Annotated in this window: 17 protein-coding genes; 8 read left to right on the top strand and 9 right to left on the bottom strand. The window is 71.8% G+C overall.

Annotated elements, in window-relative coordinates; all coding sequences use genetic code 11:
* Positions 1-163 precede the first annotated feature (163 nt).
* The 3 genes from AB0I83_RS29175 to AB0I83_RS29165 all read right to left on the bottom strand — a co-directional run bounded on the left by AB0I83_RS29175 (position 164) and on the right by AB0I83_RS29165 (position 2,693).
* On the bottom strand, positions 164-715 hold the full coding sequence (locus AB0I83_RS29175; RefSeq protein WP_363306782.1) for an isochorismatase family protein: 552 nt from the start codon (positions 713-715) through the stop codon (positions 164-166).
* Positions 716-792: 77 nt separating this feature from the next.
* Positions 793-2,229: an MFS transporter gene (locus tag AB0I83_RS29170; protein ID WP_363306781.1), complete on the bottom strand. Its 1,437-nt coding sequence runs from the start codon at positions 2,227-2,229 to the stop codon at positions 793-795.
* Positions 2,226-2,693: a MarR family transcriptional regulator gene (locus tag AB0I83_RS29165; RefSeq protein WP_363306780.1), complete on the bottom strand. Its 468-nt coding sequence runs from the start codon at positions 2,691-2,693 to the stop codon at positions 2,226-2,228. Before AB0I83_RS29165 ends, AB0I83_RS29170 begins: the two co-directional genes overlap by 4 nt.
* Positions 2,694-2,914: 221 nt before the next feature.
* Here AB0I83_RS29165 and AB0I83_RS29160 point away from each other — a divergent pair, with 221 nt between their 5' ends.
* Positions 2,915-3,967, top strand: a complete 1,053-nt coding sequence (locus AB0I83_RS29160) for a LacI family DNA-binding transcriptional regulator (protein WP_356535742.1) — start codon at positions 2,915-2,917, stop codon at positions 3,965-3,967.
* A 23-nt stretch (positions 3,968-3,990) separates the two neighbouring features.
* On the opposite strand, the gene AB0I83_RS29155 is transcribed toward AB0I83_RS29160, so the two are convergent.
* A complete protein-coding gene (locus tag AB0I83_RS29155; RefSeq protein ID WP_363306779.1) occupies positions 3,991-4,971 on the bottom strand; it encodes an acetylxylan esterase in 981 nt (326 codons plus the stop codon).
* A 251-nt stretch (positions 4,972-5,222) separates the two neighbouring features.
* Here AB0I83_RS29155 and AB0I83_RS29150 point away from each other — a divergent pair, with 251 nt between their 5' ends.
* The 7 genes from AB0I83_RS29150 (at position 5,223) to AB0I83_RS29120 (ending at position 14,359) form a co-directional block, all read left to right on the top strand.
* Positions 5,223-6,470: a sugar ABC transporter substrate-binding protein gene (locus tag AB0I83_RS29150; protein WP_363306778.1), complete on the top strand. Its 1,248-nt coding sequence runs from the start codon at positions 5,223-5,225 to the stop codon at positions 6,468-6,470.
* Between the two features lie 2 nt (positions 6,471-6,472).
* Positions 6,473-7,441, top strand: a complete 969-nt coding sequence (locus AB0I83_RS29145) for a sugar ABC transporter permease (protein ID WP_363306777.1) — start codon at positions 6,473-6,475, stop codon at positions 7,439-7,441.
* Positions 7,438-8,313 (top strand): carbohydrate ABC transporter permease, encoded by an 876-nt coding sequence (locus AB0I83_RS29140; protein WP_363306776.1) that lies wholly within the window; start codon positions 7,438-7,440, stop codon positions 8,311-8,313. The genes AB0I83_RS29145 and AB0I83_RS29140 overlap by 4 nt, the downstream gene beginning before the upstream one ends.
* Positions 8,314-8,394: 81 nt before the next feature.
* Positions 8,395-9,597, top strand: coding sequence for a family 1 glycosylhydrolase (locus AB0I83_RS29135; RefSeq protein WP_363306775.1), 1,203 nt, complete (start codon positions 8,395-8,397; stop codon positions 9,595-9,597).
* Positions 9,598-9,783: 186 nt separating this feature from the next.
* A complete protein-coding gene (locus AB0I83_RS29130) occupies positions 9,784-11,286 on the top strand; it encodes a glucoamylase family protein (protein WP_363306774.1) in 1,503 nt (500 codons plus the stop codon).
* A gap of 114 nt (positions 11,287-11,400) precedes the next feature.
* Positions 11,401-13,515, top strand: a complete 2,115-nt coding sequence (locus AB0I83_RS29125; protein WP_363306773.1) for a TPM domain-containing protein — start codon at positions 11,401-11,403, stop codon at positions 13,513-13,515.
* 130 nt (positions 13,516-13,645) lie between these two features.
* The gene (locus tag AB0I83_RS29120) at positions 13,646-14,359 is read left to right on the top strand and encodes a PspA/IM30 family protein (protein ID WP_356535734.1); all 714 of its coding nucleotides are present in this window, start codon (positions 13,646-13,648) and stop codon (positions 14,357-14,359) included.
* Positions 14,360-14,474: 115 nt separating this feature from the next.
* On the opposite strand, the gene AB0I83_RS29115 is transcribed toward AB0I83_RS29120, so the two are convergent.
* From AB0I83_RS29115 to AB0I83_RS29095, 5 genes are all read right to left on the bottom strand, one after another.
* The gene (locus tag AB0I83_RS29115) at positions 14,475-17,069 is read right to left on the bottom strand and encodes a SpoIIE family protein phosphatase (protein ID WP_363306795.1); all 2,595 of its coding nucleotides are present in this window, start codon (positions 17,067-17,069) and stop codon (positions 14,475-14,477) included.
* A gap of 193 nt (positions 17,070-17,262) precedes the next feature.
* Positions 17,263-17,700 carry an ATP-binding protein gene (locus AB0I83_RS29110; RefSeq protein WP_363306772.1) on the bottom strand — a complete coding sequence of 146 codons (438 nt, stop codon included), beginning with the start codon at positions 17,698-17,700 and terminating at the stop codon, positions 17,263-17,265.
* Positions 17,701-18,128: 428 nt separating this feature from the next.
* A complete protein-coding gene (locus tag AB0I83_RS29105) occupies positions 18,129-18,533 on the bottom strand; it encodes a (deoxy)nucleoside triphosphate pyrophosphohydrolase (protein ID WP_356535732.1) in 405 nt (134 codons plus the stop codon).
* 49 nt (positions 18,534-18,582) lie between these two features.
* Positions 18,583-18,765 (bottom strand): SPOR domain-containing protein, encoded by a 183-nt coding sequence (locus tag AB0I83_RS29100; protein WP_363306770.1) that lies wholly within the window; start codon positions 18,763-18,765, stop codon positions 18,583-18,585.
* Positions 18,766-18,975: 210 nt separating this feature from the next.
* Complete coding sequence (locus tag AB0I83_RS29095; protein WP_363306769.1) at positions 18,976-20,718, bottom strand: hypothetical protein; 1,743 nt, start codon at positions 20,716-20,718, stop codon at positions 18,976-18,978.
* Between the last annotated feature and the right edge of the window lie 21 nt (positions 20,719-20,739).

Below are 20,739 nucleotides of genomic sequence, written 5' to 3'. Positions count from 1 at the left end.
CCGTAACCGGAATGGACCGGATGATGCGTTCTGGTGGCATTTGCAGTTGATCAGACTGGTTCGCTGATCCACTGAACGCACCTGCACGCGCGAGGAGGCGCGGACACGGCCGGTGGGGCCGCGGAAGTCACCCGTGCGGCCCCGGTCCGGCCCGGCCGGCGGCTCAACCCAGCAGCTCGACGATCTCGTCGGTGGTGCCCGTCTCGCCGAGCCTCGGGAAGATCCTCTCGACGCTGTTGAGGTGGGCGTCGGCGTCCATGTCGGTGACCGCGTCCACGGCGACGGTGACGTGGTAGCCGTGCTCGTGCGCGGCACGGGCGGTGGACTCGACGCCGATGCTGGTGGCCACACCGGTGAGCACGACCTGGGTGACGCCGCGGCGGCGCAGTTCCAGATCGAGCGCGGTGCCGTGGAAGGCGCCCCACTGCTGCTTGGTGACGACGATGTCGCCCTCCTGCCGGCCGAGCCCCGGCACCAGGTCCGCCCAGTCGGCGGCCGGTTCCCCGGAGCGGCCCGGCCCCTCGGTGCGGCCGGGGGCGCCGCCGGTCACACGGACCAGGAAGACCGGAAGGCCCTTGGCGCGGAAGGCCTCGGCGAGGGTCGCGGAGCGGGCGACGACGCCTTCGGCGGGGTGGACCGTCGGGAGGCCGACGATGCCCTTCTGCAGATCGACGACGACGAGGGCGGTGAGGGGGTCGAGGACGGTGGCGGTCATGTGCGTACTCCTTGCGATGGTGTTGTCACTTGCGTGCGGGGCGCGGTAGGTGGAGGCCGGTTCGGCCCCGGCCCCGGTCAGGTACGGGTGCGCAGGGCACGGTCGGTCAGGGTCAGGACCGTCAGCAGGACCGCCAGGACGACGGCCACGCCCGCCATGAGGTGCAGCCCGGCGTCCGTCGCCGCGTCGGCGTAGGCGAGGGCGATCAGGCTCGACGCCGTGATGGCGCCGATGTACTGCGCGGTCCGCTGGAGTCCGGCGGCGGCCCCGATGCTCTCGGGCGGCGCGTGGGCCTGGACCGCCGCCTGGTTGCTCGTGCCGATGAGGCCCTGCGGGGCGCCGAAGCACGCACCGGCGAGCAGCAGGACGGCGAGCGGGGTGTCGCCGGAGAGGAGGAGCAGGACCGCCGCACCGACCGTGAGCAGGAGGCAGGCGATCGTCAGCGGGGCCCGCAGACCTTTGGTGCGGGCGGCGAGCAGCGAGCAGACGAGCGCGGTCACGGACATCGGCAGCATGAGCAGCCCGGTGTGCCCGGAGGAGAAGCCGCGGACCTCCTCCAGCCACTGGGTGTAGCCGTACATGACGCAGTAGATGAGCAGGTAGCTCAGCCCGTGACGGACGTAGGTGCGCAGCAGGGCGCCGTTGCCCGCGAGCATCCGGACGTCTATGAACGGCTGCGGGGTGCGCAGCTGCCGGCGGACGAACACGGCGGTCAGTACGGCGAAGGGGGCGAGCAGCCACCACCGCGGGTGGGCGAGGTCGAGCAGGAGGAAGACCAGCACCGTCAGCGCGGCGGTGAACAGGCCCGTGCCCAGCGGGTCCAGCGAGAGCTTCGGTGCGCTCCCGTCGCCGGCCCGCGCGCGCGGCGGGTCGGCCGGGACCCAGAGCAGGGCGGCGCCGAGGGCGAGCAGCGCCAGGGGCACGTTGACCGCGAAGATGCCGCGCCACCCGACGACCGTCACCAGCAGTCCGCCGAGCGCGGGCCCGACCGCCGCGCTGCCGAGGGCCGCGAAGGAGAGCCGGGCGAAGACGGGGCGCGGGGTGGGGCGGCCCAGCCGGAGCGACTCGTCGCGCAGGACGGCCATGGCTGCGGGATAGGCCGCCGAGGTGCCGACCCCGAGCAGCAGCCGGGAGACGATCAGCGTGCCGAAGTCCGGGGCGAGGGCACCGACCACGCCCGACGCGACCACGACCACGAGACCGGCCAGGAAGACCCGGCGCGGGCCGAGGGTGTCGGCGAGCTTGCCGAGGACCGGCTGCGCCACGGCGCTGGCGAGGTAGAGGACGGAGATCAGCCACGCGGTGTCCGCGGCCCCGATGCCGAAGGAGTGCCCGATGGCAACCAGGGCGGTGGAGATCATGGTGGTGTTGAGCGGGTTGAGCAGGGAGCCCATCAGCAGCGGCGCGGTGAGGCGGGCGCTGAACCCGGCGTCGGGGGGTGCCAGGCGCCGCACGTCCTGCCCCGGTCCGGTCGCGGTGGCGCCGGGGGCCGTGTCCGGGCCGTACGGGCTCATTCGTCGACCAGGCGGCCGATGAGCTCGACCGCCTCGGCGAGCTTGCGCCGCTCCGCGCCGTCCAGTCCACCGGCGATCGCGTCCGCCAGCCAGCTCCGCTTGGCGGCCCGCACCTCGGCGAGGGTGGTGCTCCCCCGCCCGGTCACGGAGACGACCGACTTGCGGCCGTCGGCGGGGTCCGGGGCACGGGTGACGAACTCCTGGCTCTCGAGTGCGGCGAGGGTCAGCCGCATCGACTGGGGCCGTACGAGCTCGGCGCGGGCCAGGGCCGCGGTGGTGGCCGGGCCGTCGTCCTGGAGGCGGGCCAGGACCGACCGCTGGGAGGGGGTGAGCAGGCTGTCGGCCGACGAGCTGCGCAGCCGCCTGAGCAGCCTGCCGACCACCGCCGCGAGTTCCGTGGCCACGGCCTCGGCACCGGGGTCGGCGGCGAGGGGCGGCTTGGGGGCGTCGGGGCTCGTGGGCATACGTCCACCGTAAAGATGGACAGGGCATCTTGCAAGGTAACCTGCCTATCCGTGGTCCACGGTTCGGCGGAGCCACGGCGCCACGGGCGCGCGGCGCGCGGAGAACTGGCCGCTGTTGCCCGCTCCCGGGCGCGCGATCTAGGGTGAATGCGCTTTCAGGAGAGAGCTGCCCCCGCAGCGGCGGGTGGTGCGTACGGAGGAAGAAGCGGACGGTCGGTCGAGTGAGCGCCCCCACGGTGTACGACGTAGCCGAGCGGTCGGGCGTCTCGATCGCCACGGTCTCCCGGGTCTACCGCAATCCCGACTCCGTGCGCGCGCAGACCCGCGAGCGCGTCCTGGAGGCGGCCCGCGAACTGGGCTACGTACCCAGCGGGAACGCCCGGGGACTGGCCAGCCGCACCACAGGGGTGCTGGGCCTGTGCTTCCCGGACTACGCCGACGCGGAGGCCGAGGCCGACGCGGAGACCGACAGCGGCGCCGACGACGCGGCGATGCTGTACTCCGACCAGATCATCCGCGGGATGGAGCGGGCGGCCCGGCGCCACGGGTACGCCCTGCTGATCGCCGCCTCGCTGCAGGGCGGGCCGGAGAGCCTCGTCGCGAAGGTGGCGGGACGGGTGGACGGCTTCGCCGTGCTGGCGCAGACCGTGCCGACCGAGGACCTCGAGGTCATATCGCGCCGGCTGCCGGTGGTGATGCTCGCGGGCCCCCGCGAGATCGACCACCTCGACCACATCGTCGTCGCCAACGCCGCCGGGGAACGCGAGCTGGCCCGCCATCTGATCGAGGACCACGGGCTGCGCCGGCTCGCCTTCGTCGGGGGCGAGCCGGGGTCCCCGGACGCGGAGGCGCGGTTCCAGGGCTTCCGGGACGCGTGCCGCGACGCCGGACTGCCGGCTCCGGACGCACCGGACCTGCGGACCGGGATGATGACGCGCGCCGAGGGCGCACGGGCGGCCGAGGCGCTGCTGGACCGGGGCACCGAGCGTCCGGAGGCGGTGCTCTTCGCCAACGACCAGATGGCGGTGGGCGCGCTGCGGGCGCTGGAGCGGCGCGGGGTACGGGTGCCCGCGGACATCGCGGTGACCGGCTTCGACGGAATCCCGCTGAGCCGCATCGTGCGCCCGTCGCTGACGACCGTACGGCAGCCAATCCGGCAACTGGGCGAGCAGGCGGTGGAGTTGCTGGTGCAACGCCTGGCCGAGCCGGGCCGGGCCCCGGTGTCGCTGGAGCTGCCCGTCTCCCTGGCCCGCCGGGCGAGCTGCGGCTGCTGACCCGGGCGCGCGTACCGCCCGGCTCACGCCCCGAGCCGCGCCTCGAAGAAGCGCGTGCGGCGAGCCACGAGCTCGGCGGTGTCCGCCACGATCCCCCGGTAGGCGAAGTGCCCGGCACGCAGCACCAGCAGTTCCCGGGGGCCTCGCAGCGCGTTGTACACGGCGAACTGCCCGGGCGGCGGCACCGAGGGGTCGAACAGCGCGGCGGCGACGAACACCGGGACCTCCACCAGCGCGGCGGCCGTCGCGGCGTCGAAGTACCGCAGCACCTCGGCGGCCTCCGGGTGCCCGCGGTGGTGCGCCCGTACGGACTCACCGCTGCCGGCGCAGGGCAGGGTCAGCCGCAGCGGGTGGTTCCCGAAGGTGGGGACGGTGAGCTGCGCGGCCCCGAGACGCTCGTCCCAGGGCAGCGCGAGGGCTCCGAGTCCGCCACCGAAACTCTCCCCGAGGCAGCCGAGGCGACGGGGCCCTGACAGGCGGGGCAGCAACTCCTGGAGCGCGGAGGCCGCGCACCACAGGTCGGCCACGCAGTCGCCGATGACGTAGGTGTCGCGCGAGCCGATGCCGTGCAGGACGTGCCCGGCGGCGTCGTCCGGGATGCCCGGCACCAGCCCGCGGTCACCCATGCCGCGGACACAGGGCAGGATCGCGGCGGACCGCGGCAGCGGCAGCGGTACGTCGGCGCCCGCCGCCTGCCTGCCCCCGTACCCGTGGGCGATGACGAAGCCGTGCTCGGCGGGGCCGTCCACGGGCAGCGCGAGCCGGCCGCCGAGGCGAACCCCGGCGACGGAGGTGAAGGTCACGCCGTGCAGGCGGACCCCGTCGCGCTCCTCCTCGACCGGGCCGACCTCCGGGGCGGTGTCGACGGCTCGGGCCTCGGCGTACCGCGCCCGCCAGAAGGCCTCGAAGTCCTCGGGAGGGGGCGGCGCCGGTACGTCCAGCAGCTCGTCGAACGTCAGCCCGTACGCCGGGTCGAACGGGAAGTCGTGTGCGAACGGAGCCATGCCGGGACAGTAGCGGGCCGCCCGGGGACCGGCGAGGAGCGGCCAGGACCGCGAAACAAGCGGAATTGGTCACATCCACTTCTAATGCGCAAACGGCGTGCCTACGGTGCCGTCGTGGGGCCTCCGGATGTCGAGCACGTTGCACGAGTGTGACCCAGCACCCCCTTGCGGATTGCCGAATCACTGTCGCAGAGTGATGTATGCGCTTACAGGCAGCGCATACATCCGGATTGCTCGAGGAGGAGCCCTCCATGTCCCGCACCGCCAGAACCGCCTCCGCCGCCGTCGTCGTGGCGCTCACACTCGGCATCTCCGCCTGCGGCGGCTCCGGTGGCGACGACGTCGCCGCGGACTCCGAGCAGACGCTCACCGTCTGGGCCATGGGGGCCGAGGGCGAGAAGCTCGCGGAGGTGGCCGACGTGTACGAGAAGGCCAACCCCAACATCACCGTGAAGGTGACCCCGGTCGGCTGGGACGTCGCACACCAGAAGCTCGTCTCCGCGGCCGCGGCAGGCACCATGCCGGACGTGGCGCAGATGGGCGGCACCTACATGGGGGAGTTCGCCGAGCTCGGTGTCCTGGAACCGGTCGACACGAAGTCGTTCGACAAGAAGGACTTCTTCCCGGCCGGCTGGAACCAGGGCGAGGTGGACGGCACCGCGTACGGCGTGCCGTGGTACGTCGACACCCGGGTCCTCTACTACCGCACCGACCTCGCCGAGAAGGCCGGCGTCGACAAGGCGCCCGCCGACTGGCAGGAGATGCGGGAGCTCGCCACCGCCTACCAGGAGAAGGCCGGCACCAAGTGGGGCCTGTCCATCCAGCCCAGCGGCCTGGACACGGTGCAGAACTTCTCCTCCTTCCTCTACTCCGCCGGCGGCGAGATCCTCGACGACAAGGGCCAGGCCGCCATCGACAGCCCCGAGGCCGTCAGCGCGCTGAAGGAGTACGGCTCGTACTTCGAGAAGGGGCTCTCCAACAAGTCCGTGCAGCCGGGCTACGACGTCGTCAAGGACTTCGGCAACGGCCGGGTCCCCATGTTCCTGGGCGGCCCCTGGCACGTCACCCTGCTGAACGAGGGCCAGCCGCAGATCAAGGGCAAGTGGGCCGTCGCCCCCGTCCCGGCGGGCAAGTCCTCCGTGTCCATGGCGGGCGGCTCGTCCCTGGTGGTCTCCAAGGACAGCGAGCACAAGGCCGCTGCCACGAAGTTCATCAAGTACCTCACGGACACCGAGGGCCAGGCCGACTGGTACGAGCGCACCAAGGACCTCCCCGCGAACACCGCGGCGTGGGACTCCGGCAAGCTCGCCGACGACAAGGACCTCCAGGTCTTCAGGAAGCAGATGGACACCGCCAAGTCCTCGCCGTCCACGGCGAAGCTGACGGAGATCACCGACAAGGTCGACCAGGCCGTCGCGAAGGTGACGCAGGGCAAGGCCTCCGCCGAGGACGCGCTGAAGACCGCGCAGTCCGAGATCGAAGGCCTCGTGAAGCAGTAGCCATGAGCACCACGACCTCAGGCGCCGCGCAGCCGGTGAAGACGCGGGAAGCCCCCGGGGCTCCCCGGACCCGCGGCGGGCCGAAGCGCTCTATGGGCGTGCAGAACGCGGCGGGCTGGCTGTTCTCGACCCCCTTCCTCGTCCTGTTCACCGTCTTCATGGCGTTCCCGATCCTCGCCACGCTGTTGATGAGCTTCACGGACTTCGGACTGCGCAACGTCACGCGCCCGTTCGAGGCGAACTTCGTCGGCTTCGACAACTACACGGACCTGTTCGGCGACGAGAAGTTCCTCAGGTCGCTCTTCAACACCGCGTACTTCGTCGTGGTGGGCGTGCCGCTGACGATCGCCCTCGGGCTCGTCGTCGCCGTACTGCTGAACAACGGCGTCGACCGGGCGCGGACCTTCTTCCGGGTCGGCTTCTACGCCCCGGTGGTCACCACGATCGTGGCGGTCGCCGTGGTGTGGCGCTTCGTCCTGGACCCGAGCGACGGGCTCGTCGCGGGCCTCTTCTCCGAAGTGGGCCTCACCGCGCCGGACTTCCTCGGCTCGGAGACCCTGGCGATGCCGTCGATGATCGCGATGGTGGTCTGGCGGAACGTCGGCACGGTCATGGTGCTCTTCATCGCGGGTCTGCAGGCCATCCCGACCGAGGTCCGGGAGGCCGCGCGGCTCGACGGCGCGAGCCTGTGGCAGGAGTTCCGCGGAATCACGGTCCCCCTGCTCCGGCCGACACTGCTCTACGCCACGGTGATCACCACCATCGGCTACCTCAACGTGTTCGAGGAGCCCTTCGTGATGACGCAGGGCGGCCCCTCCGACTCCACTCTCACCGTGTCGCTGAACATGTACCGCGAGGGCTTCAACTTCTTCCACATGGGCTACGCGAGCGCCATGGCGTACGTCCTGTTCGTGGTGATCATGGGCATCACGGTGCTGCAGCTCCGACTGCTGAAGGACAACACCGAATGACCGTCGGCCAAGCGCCCGCCGCAGCGAGGACGGCGCCCGCGCGCACGTCCCGGAACCTCAGGCGTCCCCTGGTGTACGTCCTGCTCTCGCTGGGCCTGCTGATCATGTCGGCGCCGTTCCTCTGGATGGCGCTCTCCTCCTTCAAGACGACGAGCGAGCTGTCGGCCAGTCCGCCGGTGTGGATCCCCACCGAGTGGACGCTGGAGAACTTCCGGCAGCTGCTGGACAAGCTGGACCTGCCGCTCTACTTCATGAACTCCGTGATCGTGGCGGTGCTGGTCACCCTCTCGAACCTGGTGTTCTGCTCGATGCTCGGCTACGCCCTGGCGAAGCTGAGGTTCGTCGGCCGCAACAAGGTCTTCGGCGTCGTCCTGGGCGCCCTGATGGTGCCCGGCAACCTGATGCTGCTACCGCTCTTCGTGCTGATGAGCAAGCTCCGGCTGATCGACTCGTACGCCGGTCTGGTGCTGCCCTTCGCAGCGGGGGCGTTCGGCGTCTTCCTGATGCGGCAGTTCATGCAGTCGATCCCGGACGAGCTGCTGGAGGCGGCCAGGATGGACGGCGCGAGCGAGTGGTACATCTTCTGGCGGATCGTCATGCCGCTGGTGAAACCCGCCCTCGCGACGCTGTCGATCTTCACCTTCCTCGGCTCGTGGAACAACTTCGTATGGCCGCTGATCGCGACCAACGACCCGGACGGGTACACCCTCCCGGTCGCCCTGGCCACGTTCGTCACCGATCCCAACAAGGCGGGCGGGTCCAACGGCATGCTGATGGCCGGGGCCTTCCTGGTCGTGCTGCCGGTGCTGATCCTCTTCGTCGCCCTGCAGCGGCACTTCACCCAGGGCATCGCCACGGCCGGCCTGAAGTAGCCCGGCCGACCTCCGTACGCACACGAGGCCGTACCCCACCCCGCGGCCGCACCCCTTCACGCACAGAAAAGACACTCCGCGATGACGCACACCCCGGTCCCGTTCCCCGAAGGCTTCCTGTGGGGGGCCTCCACCGCCGCCCACCAGATCGAGGGCAACAACACCAACAGCGACTGGTGGGTCAAGGAGCACTCCACCGGAACCCACATCAAGGAACCCAGCCTGGACGCCTGCGACAGCTACCACCGCTGGCGCGAGGACATGGACATGCTGGCGTCGCTGGGCTTCACCGACTACCGGTTCTCCGTCGAGTGGGCGCGTGTCGAGCCCGCCGAGGGGCGGTTCTCCCGCGCCGAGCTGGCCCACTACCGGCGCATGGTCGAGGGCGCGGTCGCGCGCGGCCTGCGCCCCATGGTCACCCTGCACCACTTCACCGTGCCGCAGTGGTTCGAGGCGCGCGGCGGCTGGACCGCCGACGGGGCCGCCGAGCTGTTCGCCCGTTACGTCGCGGCCTGCGCACCGGTGATCTCCGAGGGCGTCGGCCACGTCTGCACGATCAACGAGCCGAACATGATCGCCGTGATGGCGGGCCAGGCGAAGCGGGGCGACATCGGTTTCCCGCCCGCCGGCCTGCCGACCCCGGACGACGAGACCACCCTGGCCGTCATCGCCGCGCACCACGCGGCCGTCAAGGAGGTGAGGGCGCTCGACGCGGGCATCCAGGTCGGCTGGACCATCGCCAACCAGGTCTACCAGGCCCGCCCCGGCGCCGAGGACGTCACCGCCGCCTACCGCCACCCGCGGGAGGACGTGTTCATCGAGGCCGCCCGCGGCGACGACTGGATCGGCGTCCAGTCCTACACCCGTACGGAGATCGGCCCCGACGGCCCGGTCCCCACGTCCGGTGACGCCGAACGGACGCTGACGCAGTGGGAGTACTACCCGGCCGCCGTCGGACACGCCCTGCGCCACACCGCCGACGTGGTCGGCGCCGGCATGCCGCTGATCGTCACGGAGAACGGCATCGCCACCTCGGACGACACCCGCCGGGTCGCCTACTACGCGGGGGCGCTGGACGAGGTCGCCTCCGCGATCGAGGACGGACTGAACGTCCGGGGCTACCTGGCGTGGAGCGCCCTGGACAACTACGAGTGGGGCTCGTTCGAGCCGACGTTCGGACTGATCGGCGTGGACCGGGAGACGTTCGAGCGGACCGCGCGTCCCTCGGCCGAGTGGCTGGGCTCCCTCGGCCGCTCCCGCGAGCTGCCCCGCACCGCCGGCTGACACCGGCCCCCGATCGGGGAGCCGCCTCGGCGCTCCCTCCGGCAGGGGCTCCGCCGGTACCTGACCGGCCGGCGGCGCCCCTCCCCCACCACCGGCGCCCGTGCACCGGCCGTGCCAGGCCACCGGGTGCCCGGACCAGCTCACCGTGCCAGTCACAGTCACCGACTCTTCCCCGAGAGGTTTCCGATGGACCGTCGCACGTTTGTCACCGCTGCCGGAACGGGGGCCGCGGCCCTGTCGCTCGGAGCCCTCGGCACTCCCCGGGCCACGGCGGATCCGGCCACCCGTTCCGGCCTTTCCGGCAGCTCGGACCGCTCGGACCGCGCCGACCGCGAGCAGCTGACGGCCTGGTTCCGCGACACCTACCGGTCGATCGAGGCGATGACGACCGGCTTCGGTCTCACCGCAGACAAGATCGACGTCAGCGGTGGCGCGCCCGTCGTGTCCCGCCAGACCTCACCCACCAACATCGGCTGCGGCCTCTGGTCGGCGGTGGCCGCCGCCGGGCTCGGCGTGATCGGTGAGGCCGCGATGCTCCGCACCCTGGAGCGCACGGTCTCCGCCGTGGAGAAGCTGGAGCGGCACCACGGCTTCTGGCTCAACTGGTACGACGCCCACGACGGTTCGGTACTGACCGAGTGGCCCGGCACGGGGGACCCGGTCCGGCCGTTCCTCTCCTCGGTCGACAACGCCTGGCTGGTCACAGGTCTGCGGATAGCCGCCGACGCCGCACCGTCGCTGCGTGACCGCGTCGCCCGGATCCTCGCCACCGCCGACTGGTCGTACTACTACACGCCGTACGACCCGGCCGACCCCGTGGCGGGCCCCGGCCAGCTGCGCGGCGGCTTCTGGACGGACACCGGGGAGCCCACCGGACACCACTACGGCGCGCTCAACACCGAACCCCGCATGGCCAGTTACCTCGGCATCGCGGACGGCTCGCTGCCGCCCGAGCACTACTGGCACCTGCTGCGCACCATGCTGCCCGAGCACGAGCAGGAGCAGCATCCGCAGGGCGCGTACGCCGTCATGGGCGGTGTGCGCGTCTGGCAGGGGCACTACACCCATGGCGGGCGGAGGATCGTCCCCACCTGGGGCGGTTCGATGTTCGAGGCCCTGATGGTGCCGTTGTTCGTACCCGAGCCGGAGTGGTCGCCACGGTCCTGGGGCCGCAACCACCAGCGGTACGTCCGCAGCCAGATCGAGCACGGCCTGCACGAGGCGGGGTACGGGTACTGGGGCTTCTCCCCCGCCAACGTGCCGGAGGGCGGCTACCAGGAGTACGGCGTCGACGCGCTCGGCATGCAGGTCGACGGCTACGCGTCCAACACCGACCGTACGTACACCACGGACGGCGCGCCGCTGCCGGACCCCTCGGCGTTCACCAACGGCGTGGTCACCCCGCACGCCTCGTTCCTCGCCCTGCCGTACGCCCGCCGGGAGGCGGTGGACAACCTCCGGGCGCTGGACCGCGACTTCGGGGCGTACGACGAGGGATACGGCTTCCGGGACTCGGTCAACGTGTCCACCGGCCGGGTCAGCGACTTCATGCTGGCGCTCGACCAGGGCATGATCGCAGCGGCGCTGGCGCAGGAGCTCCGTCCCGGGCTGCTGCAGGGGCCGTTCCGGGCGGGCGGTTTCCGCTCCAGGGTGCGTCCGCTGCTCGCCGGGGAACGTTTCAGCATCTGAGGGGCGCGTACGCGTACGGCCCGCCACGGTGGTTCGCACCGTGGCGGGCCGGTCGCACCAGGTGCGGGTCGCGCCGGGTCGCGGGCGGCAGTGGGCGGACATAGCCTCCCAGATGTGACGCCGCCCGCGAGCCGTACCAGGACCTCCCGGCCTTCGATACCCGGCCGGGTGCTCCTCGCCGCACTGGCGGCGGTGCTCTGGATCGCCCTGCCCGGCAGCCCGTCCGCCCGGGCGGACGACCCCGTCCGGCTGTCCCGCGACGGACAGATCACCGACCGGGTGGGGGCCCTGGGCGACCGTGAGCCACAGGTCGAAGCCGCACTCGATCGATTGTTCGAACAGCGTCGGACGCAGCTGTTCGTCGCGTACGTCCGTGACTTCTCCGGCCGGAACGCGCAGACCTGGGCCGACGAGACCGCGAACCGCAACGGACTCGGCCAGGAGGACGTGCTGCTGGCCGTGGCCACGCACGACCGGCAGTACGCCTACTCCGTCGACCAGGGCTCGCGCCTCACGGACGCCCAGCTCGGCGAGGTGGCGAACACGGCGATCGAGCCGGCGCTCCGGGAGAGCGACTGGGCAGGCGCCGCGATCGGAGCCGCGGACGGCTACACCGCGGTCCTGGCCGGCGAGCCCGTCCCGGCTCCCGCCCTCACCCCCGGCGAGAAGGACCCAGGCGGCACCGACAGCGGCGGCGCCTCGGTCAACCTGATCGTCCCGCTCGCCGTGGTCGTCGCCGCCGTCGCGGTCGCCGTCTTCGCGTTCACCCGCCGCAGGCGGCGTGCGACGACCCGGACGACCCCGGCGCCGGGCGGCTGGGGCGGCGGCAGGGGAGCGGCGGGCGTGCCGCTGGTACCGCTGCCGGAACTCGACACCCGCGCCAAGTCGGACCTGGTCGACACGGACGACGCCGTACGCACCAGCGAGGAGGAGCTCGGCTTCGCCACCGCACAGTTCGGCGAGGAGGCCGCCGCCCCGTTCGCCGAGGCCGTGCAGCGCGCGAGGACCGAGCTGACCGCCGCGTTCCGGCTGCGGCAGCGACTCGACGACGCGTTCCCCGAGGACGAGGCGACACGGCGCGGCATGCTCGACGAGATCGTCAGCCGCTGCTCCGACGCCAACGAGCGTCTGGACGCGGTGGCCGAGGACTTCGACCGGCTCCGCGCGCTCGAACAGACCGCACCGGAGGCCGTGACCTCCGCCGAGATCGCGTTCCGCGAGCTGGCCGGACGCGTGTCCGCCGCGGAGACGGCCCTCGGCGCGCTGAGGGAGCGGTACGCGGAGTCGGCGTCGGCACCGGCGGCCCAGGACGTCGAACGGGCCAAGGACCGGCTGGTCTTCACGACCTCCAGCCTCAACCGGGCACGCCAGGCGGTGGACGGCGGGAACAACGCGCAGGCCGCGGTGTACGTACGGGCCGCCGAGGGATCGATCCAGCAGGTCTCCACCCTCGTGGACGGGGTGGACCGGCGGGCCCGGGAGCTGGCCGAAGCGGCGGACAGGCTGCCCGGGGCGCTCACCGAGATGGAGACGGACCTCGCCGACGCCAGGGGCCTGCTCCAAGGGACCCAGGAGGGTGTGTCCACGGCGGATCTTCAGGGAAGGGTCGCCCGCGCCGAGTCGGTGGACGCGGATGTGCGGGGTGAGCTCGGCTCGGGCCCGTACGACCCGGTCGACGCGCTGCGCAGGGTGGAGGAGGCGGACGCGGCGCTCGACGAGGCACTGGCCGGTGCCCGCGAGCGGGAGCAGGGCGGCCGGAGGGCACGCTCGCTCCTCGACCGGTCGACGCTCACCGCGCGGGCGTCGATCGGAGCCGCCGCCGACTACATCACCACCAACCGCGGTGCGGTCGGCAGCCAGGCCCGCACCCGGCTCGCGGAGGCGCAGCGCCGGTGGGAGCGGGCCCAGGAGCTCTCGGAGACCGACCCGCAGAGCGCCCTGGCCGAGGTGCGGCAGGCGGACGCGCTGGCCACGCAGGCGCGGAGCCTGGCCGAGCAGGACGTACGGAGCTACCGCGACGGCAGCGGCCCGGGGGGCACACGTGGAGGCGGGGGCATGGGCGGCGCGGTGCTCGGCGGCATCATCCTCGGCGGCCTGATGGGCGGGGGCGGCCGTGGCGGGGGCTTCGGCGGCGGGTTCGGCGGGGCCGGCGGCGGGTTCGGCGGCGGGCCGGGCAGCTTCGGCGGCGGTGGGACGCGCGGGCGGCGCGGGGGCGGGGGCCGCTTCTGACGGCTGTCCGCCGGGCCCGCCCCGCCGCCCTTCCGGAGTTCCGGTCCCGGTCCCGCACCATGGTTCCCGGTTTCGGGTTCCCGGTGGCGTTTCGCGTCTTTTCGTTTCGCTTCGTACAAGGAGAGGTGCCATGACCAAGCAGACCGTCCTCGGCCGCGTCACTCAGCTCGCCCGGGCCAACATCAACGCCCTGATCGACCAGGCCGAGGACCCGCAGAAGATGCTCGACCAGCTGATCCGCGACTACACCGACAACATCGCGGAGGCCGAACAGGCGGTGGCTGCCACCATCGGGAACCTCCGGCTGATGGAGGAGGACCACCGGGAGGACGTGGACGCGGCCAGGGAGTGGGGCCAGAAGGCGCTGGCGGCCAGCAGGAAGGCCGATGAGCTGCGGGCCGCGGGGGCGGGCGCGGAGGCCGACAAGTTCGACAACCTCGCCAAGGTGGCGCTCGGCAGGCAGCTCCGGTCGGAGCAGGAGGCGAAGGCCGCCGAGCCGACGATCGCCTCGCAGACGGTGGTGGTGGACAAGCTGAGGACCGGCCTCGACCAGATGAAGGAGAAGCTGACCCAGCTGAAGTCCAAGCGGGACGAACTGGTCGCGCGCGCCACGTCCGCGCAGGCGCAGAACCGGATGATGGACGCGGTCAAGAGCATCGACGTCATGGACCCGACGAGCGAACTCGGCCGGTTCGAGGACAAGGTGAGGCGCGAGGAGGCGAAGGCGGTGGGCAAGCAGGAGCTGGCCGCCTCGTCACTGGACGCGCAGTTCGAGCAGTTGGACGGCCTCGGGGACAGCGCGGAGATCGAGGCCAGGCTCGCGGCCCTGAAGTCCGCCTCGTGAGAACGGCCGGTCCGGGGGCAGGTACCGCCCCGGTGGGGGGAACCGCGCCCTGACGGGCTCCCCCGCGGACGGGGGCAGGGCCCGCCCTCCCTTCGAGACCCCTTCCGCCCGCGGGTCAGTACATGCTCAGCAGTTGGTCCACGGAGAGTTCCGCGGCCGGTGCCCCGTCGGGCAGCGCGAGCTCGAACCACACCGTCTTGCCGCGCGGGGTTCGCCGCGACCCCCAGGCCGCGCTGAGCAGTCCGACGAGTTGCAGCCCGCGGCCGCCCTCGTCGGTGTCGCGCGCGCGCCGGCGCCGTGGCTGGACCAGACCCGCGTCCCACACCTCGCAGACGAGCGTACGGTCGCGCAGCAGCCTCAGGCGGATCTCGCCCTCGCCGTACCGCAGGGCGTTGGTGACCAGTTCGCTGACGAGCAGTTCGGTGGTGTCGACCAGGTCGCCCAGATCCCAGGCGGCGAGCTGCTCGCGCGCCAGTTCACGGGCACGGCCGACGGAGCGCAGCTCGCGCGGAAGCCGCCAGTCGCCGACCGCGTCCGGCCGCAGCCCCTGGATACGCGCCATCAGCAGGGCGATGTCGTCCTCGCCGTGCCGGGTGTCCAGGGTCGACAGCACGTGGTCGCAGACGTCCTCGAGCGGCTGCGACGGCTCGGCGAGTGCCTGCCGGAACGCTTCGAGGCCCTCGTCGAGGGGATGGTCCCGGGACTCGACGAGCCCGTCCGTGTAGAGGGCGAGGAGAGAGCCCTCCTTGAGCTCGATCTCGACCTCCTCGAAGGGCTCGCCGCCGACACCGAGGGGCATGCCGGGCGGTACGTCGAGCAGCAGGGCGGGCTCGCCCGGTTCGGCCACCACGGGCGGGAGGTGACCGGCGTTGGCGAAGGTGCACCGCCGGGTGACGGGGTCGTACACCGCGTACACACAGGTCGCCAGGTACACCTCGGAGAGGTCCGCCTCGCGCGACTTGTGGGCCACGCGCGAGGGCCACTGGGCACCGCCGCCCGCGCCGAAGCCCTCGCTCCGCTCGCCCCCGCCCGGGGTGCCGAGACCACGCGCCACCTCGTCGAGGGCGGAGAGCACCTCGGCGGGTTCGAGGTCCAGGAGCGCCAGCGTGCGTACGGCGGTGCGCAGTTCGCCCATGGCGACGGCGGCGCGCAGTCCACGGCCCATCACGTCGCCGACGACGAGGGCCGTGCGGTGGCCCGGGAGCTCGATCACGTCGAACCAGTCGCCGCCGACCTCCGTGGCCGTGTTGCCGGGAAGGTAGCGGCAGGCGATGTCGAGCCCCGCCGCCTCGGGATCGCCTGGCGGGAGCAGGCTGCGCTGGAGGATCAGCGCCCGCTCGTGCTCCCTGCGGTAGAGGCGCGCGTTGTCGATGCACACGGCGGCACGCGCCGCGAGCTCGGTGGCCAGGGCCCGGTCCCGCTCGCCGAAGGGCTCGCTGCCCTTGGTGCGGGAGAACTGGACGAGGCCGACGACGACGTCGTGGGCGACCATCGGCACGGCGAGCGTGGAGTGGACGAAGGCGCGTTCGTCACCGGGTACGTCCTCGACCCGGCTGGTACGCAACGCCACGGCGCAGGGCGAGTGGAACGGATAGCGGTGCACGGAGCCGAGCTCGGGCTGCCCCGCGTCCGGGCCGGCCGACGCGCCCTCTCCGGCACCGGGCCCCTCCGCCGTTCCCCGGAGGATCCCGGGGAGGGCGTCGGACACGGCGCTCGCGTGGGCGACCCGGCGCATCTCCGCCGAGCCGGTACCGGACTCCGGGTCACGCCGGCCCCAGCTGGCGGGCGAGGCCTCCTCACCGGTGAGGAGGCCCTGGTAGAGGTCGACGGAGGCTATGTCGCAGAAGCCGGGCACGGCGACGTCGAGCAGTTCCCTGGCGGTGGTCTCCAGGTCGAGCGAGTTGCCGATGCGCGCGCTGGCCTCGTTGAGCAGCGCGAGGTTGCGCCGGGCGCTGGCCGCCTCGCGGGCGGCGAAGTGCCGTTGTGTGACGTCGGTGGCGAGGCCGGCGATACCGATGGGACGCCCGGAACCGCTGTGCACCCGGTAGAGGTTCATGGACCAGTGGCGGCGGCCGATACCGCCGGGAGGGACCCCGATGAGCTGAAGATCCGTGACGGCCTCGCCCGTCTCCAGGACGCGCCTGAGCGTGGCGGCGAGCCGTTCGGCCTCGGGCCGGGCCAGGTAGTCGTCCACGGTGCGGCCGCAGTGGTCGTCGGCCTCGCCGCCGAAGACCGTGGCGAAGCGCTGGTTGGCCCGCACGACGGTGAAATCGGTGCCGAAGAGGACGAATCCGAAGGGAGATTGACCGAATATCGCCTGCGAGGCCGCCAGGTCCGTCTCGACGCGGCGCAGCGCCTGGACTTCTACGACGATGCAGAGCGCGGCCCGGTCGCCAGTGCCCGTCTCGCTCGGCATGACGTAGATCTCGGCGAGGCCGCTGACCCCGTTCTCACCAGGGATCCGGAACGGGACGAGTCCCGTCCACTCCTTGCCGTCGAGGATCTCGCCGACTCTTCTGTGGGCGTGGGAGCGCAGCTCGGCGGGCATGAAGGCCTCGACCGGGTCCTTGCCGACCACCTCGTCGGAGGCCATGCCGAACAGACCGGCGGCGCGCCGGCTCCACTGCTCGATCAGCCCGTCCGCCCCGATCGAGAAAGAGGCGACCTTGATGTATTCATAGATCGAGCCAGGCGGGCTGCTCTGCCACATGACGTCGCCCGCTGTCCCAGGTATCTCGCTCACGCGACCGTCCCCTCCAGCTCACACACCGGACCGGTCCTGCCCGCAGTATCCAGGACTACGGGCCCAACCGGCACGGCGTTCACGATCACAGCACGGTCTCAGTCCCTTTCAGCCAGATTCTGCCCGACCTCCGGTGATCGCTGTGCGTTCCTCCCCACTCCTAACCAGGCAGAGCGAGCTCGAACCACACCGTCTTGCCGGTCTTTCCGCGCCGGGTCCCCCAACGGCGCGCGGAACAAGCCACCAGTTGCAGTCCTCGCCCGCCCTCGTCCTCCGGTCCGGCATCGCGTTCGGTGGGCGGATCCGGAACCGGATCGGATACTTCGACCAGCAGAGCCTGCCCGTCGTCCCGCGCGCCGGGCCCGGCTCCTCGGGGATGCGGACGCACCAGCCGGACCCCGATGGGGCCGGACGCGTGGCGCAGGGAGTTGGTCACGAGTTCGCTGACGAGGAGTACGGCGACATCGCCCACCGATCCGTCGTAGCCCCACTGGTGCAGTGCGTCACGGACGGCGTGTCTGGCGCCGCGCACGGAGCCCGGGGCCGCCGGGAAGCTCCACTCGGCACAATCGCCTTCGGTGTCGGTCACGCCGATCACTTCCCGGGGTCGACTGCGGGGACGCACCCCTCTTGAAGGGTCCAATCGGCACATAACCGATATTTGTCGCACCCTATCGCGCGGAGCAACAGGCGGGGGCGTACGGACCCATGCGCCCCCACCCCGTGGCACAGAGGCGTCACGGGGCACCGACCGGACAGGCTCCCACCAGCACGCCGCCGAAGAACCCTTCGGGCGAACAGGGATGCGGGGGCCGTCCCCAACGGGCCACAGGCTCGGCAGAGATGGCCGGACGGCACGCACGGGGGCGGGGCGGGGCGGCGCCTCCCGGCGGGGCGAGCGGCGAGATACGCGCCCTGACCCGCATGCCGGGACCGGGTCGGATGGGGTGTACGACCGACTCAGGGGGCGCACGGCCGGGCACATTCCCCGTGACGGGCAAAGGAGACGCACGTCGGCGGCATCTGTCAGGTGTGCGGCTCTTCGCGCAGGCGCCGGACCGCCTCGGCCACCGCGGGGCGGTCCTGGTCCAGCCAGTCGACGGTGTCCGCCTCGTCCGCACCCAGCCAGCGCAGTTCGTCGTGGTCCTCCAGGGGGCTGGGCTCGCCCGACACCAGACGGACCGTCCACACCCACAGCACGTAACCGGGCTTCAGCGGCCACTCCCCCGGGATGCGCTCCAGCGGTTCCGCCTGCACGCCGAGCTCCTCACGGAGTTCCCGTACGAGCGCCTGCTCCCCGCTCTCGCCCGGCTCCAGCTTGCCGCCCGGGAGCTCCCAGCGCCCGGCCAGCTCCGGCGGGGCACTGCGGCGGGCGGCCAGGAGCCGCCCGCCGCGACAGACGGCTCCTGCGACGACCACGGAATCACTCATGCGCCGGAGCGTAGCCGGTGGGTGCTCCACAGCCGGTGGGCCTTCGTCGCTACGGGCGCGCGCTCCGGCCGGAGCGTTCCACCCAGTAGAGCTGCTTGTGTCCATGACGGTCCAGGCCGTCGGCGATCTTCTGTGCCTCGTCCTGCGTCGCATAGCGGCCGACGCGATACCTGTTGCCGTTGTCGTCCTGTCTGATCACCAGCCAGGGGAGCACGGCACCGCTGTCGGTCATGGCGCCCCTCCCCAGCATCTCGCCCCTCTCCCCACTGGCGTGCACGTCTCTAAGGATCCCCAGGAAACCGCAGTACGCATATGCCCGAGCGTACGCCTGACCTTCACTCAGCGGATGCGTGTTTACACAAAGAGATACGTATCCGGCCACACCAACAGGGGGCGCACTCCGGTGAGTACGCCCCCTGCTCCCGCCGTCAGCCGTCAGTTGTCACGGCGTGACCGGCGTGGGCGGTGCCCCCGGTGTCCGCATCGTCGGCATCGGCAGTGACACAGGGCCGTTACCGGGGTCCTTGCGGCAGACGTCCCCGCACTCCGCGTCCAGCGAGCAGCACAGGGAGCAGATCGGGCCCTGTCGGACCGGGCAGTCGGCGATGTCCGGCAGCTCGTAGGCGATCTCGCACACGGCGCAGCTGTGGGTGGCGGTGATGTCGGGGACCTCGACGTCAGGGCCGTTCACCGGGTTCGGGCGGGCCAGGTAGTACTTCCCCTTCGTGAGCCAGGCGATCAACGGGCAGAGGACGAGGGAGAGTCCGGCCGCGATGAACGTCGAGAAGGCCTCGGCGTACCTGCCGAACAGCCCGAAGAACGCGAGGATCGAGACGGTCGACGCGATCACCATCGCCCCGAAGCCGGCCGGGTTGACCGCGTGGAGGTAGGCGCGCTTGAACTCGATGTAGCGGGGGCTCAGCCCGATGCGCTTGTTGATGACCAGGTCGGCCGCGACGGCCACGATCCAGGCGATGCCGACGTTGGAGTAGAAGCCCAGGAGCTTGTTCAGGGCCGCGAACATGTTCATCTCCATCAGCGTCAGCGCGATGGCGAGGTTGAGGAAGATGTACCAGACGCGGCCCGGGTGCTTGTGCGTGATGCGGGAGAAGAAGTTCGACCAGGACAGCGAACCGCTGTAGGCGTTGGTCACGTTGATCTTGACCTGGGACACGATCACGAAGACCGCCGCGGCCGGGAGCGCGAAGGAGCCGAGCCACGGCTTCAGGGCCTCGATCTGCGGTGCGATCGGTTCCAGGGCGTGGGTCCTGCCGACCGCCTCCAGCGCGACGAAGGCCAGGAACGCGCCGCCGATCTGCTTCGCGGCCCCGATGACGACCCAGCCGGGGCCGGCGGCGAGGACCGCGAGATTCCACCGCCGCTTGTTGGCCTCGGTCCTGGCCGGCATGAAGCGCAGGTAGTCGGCCTGTTCCCCGATCTGGGCGATGAGCGAGAGCGCGACACCCGTACCGAGCCCGAAGGCGACCCAGGAGAAGCCCGAGCCCGCGCCCTCCGTACCACCGAAGGAGCTGAACGCGCCCCAGGAGTCCGGGGCTTCGAAGGCCAGCACGACGAACGGGAGCACCATGCCGATGATCCAGACCGGCTGCGTCCAGGCCTGCACCTTGGCCAGCGCGCCCATGCCCCGGAACACGATCGGGATGACGATCAGCGTGGTGATCAGATAGCCGGCCTCCACCGGCAGCCCGATCGCCTGATGCATGGCCTGCGCCATGATCGAGCCTTCGAGCGCGAAGAAGATGAAGGTGAAGGACGCGTAGATCAGCGAGGTCAGGGTCGACCCGAAGTAGCCGAACCCCGCCCCTCGGGTGACCAGATCCATGTCCAGGCCGTACTTCGCGCAGGCCCGGGCGATCGGGATGCCGGTGAGGAAGATGATCGCCGCGGCGGCCAGGATCGAGGCGAACCCGCTGGTGAACCCGTAGGTGAAGACGATCGACGCACCGATGGCGAAGTCGGCCAGATACGCGATGCCGCCGAGCGCGGTCCCCGCGACCATGGAGGGCGACCAGCGCCTGAAGGAGTGCGGCGCGTAGCGGAGGGAGTAGTCCTCACGGCTCTCGTCGGCCGCGAGCTTGGCGTAGCTGCGTCGGGGCGCCGAAGGGCCGTCCTGCGGGGCCGGTCGTGGCGCCTCGCCCGTCGTGGGCGTTGCGATGTCCGTCATCGGTGGCTTCCCGTTCGTCGG

This window comes from Streptomyces sp. NPDC049970 (genome assembly GCF_040660235.1).
Lineage (GTDB): Bacteria > Actinomycetota > Actinomycetes > Streptomycetales > Streptomycetaceae > Streptomyces.
The sequence above is the reverse complement of the archived record's forward strand: the minus strand, read 5'-3'. Positions and strand labels throughout refer to the sequence as shown.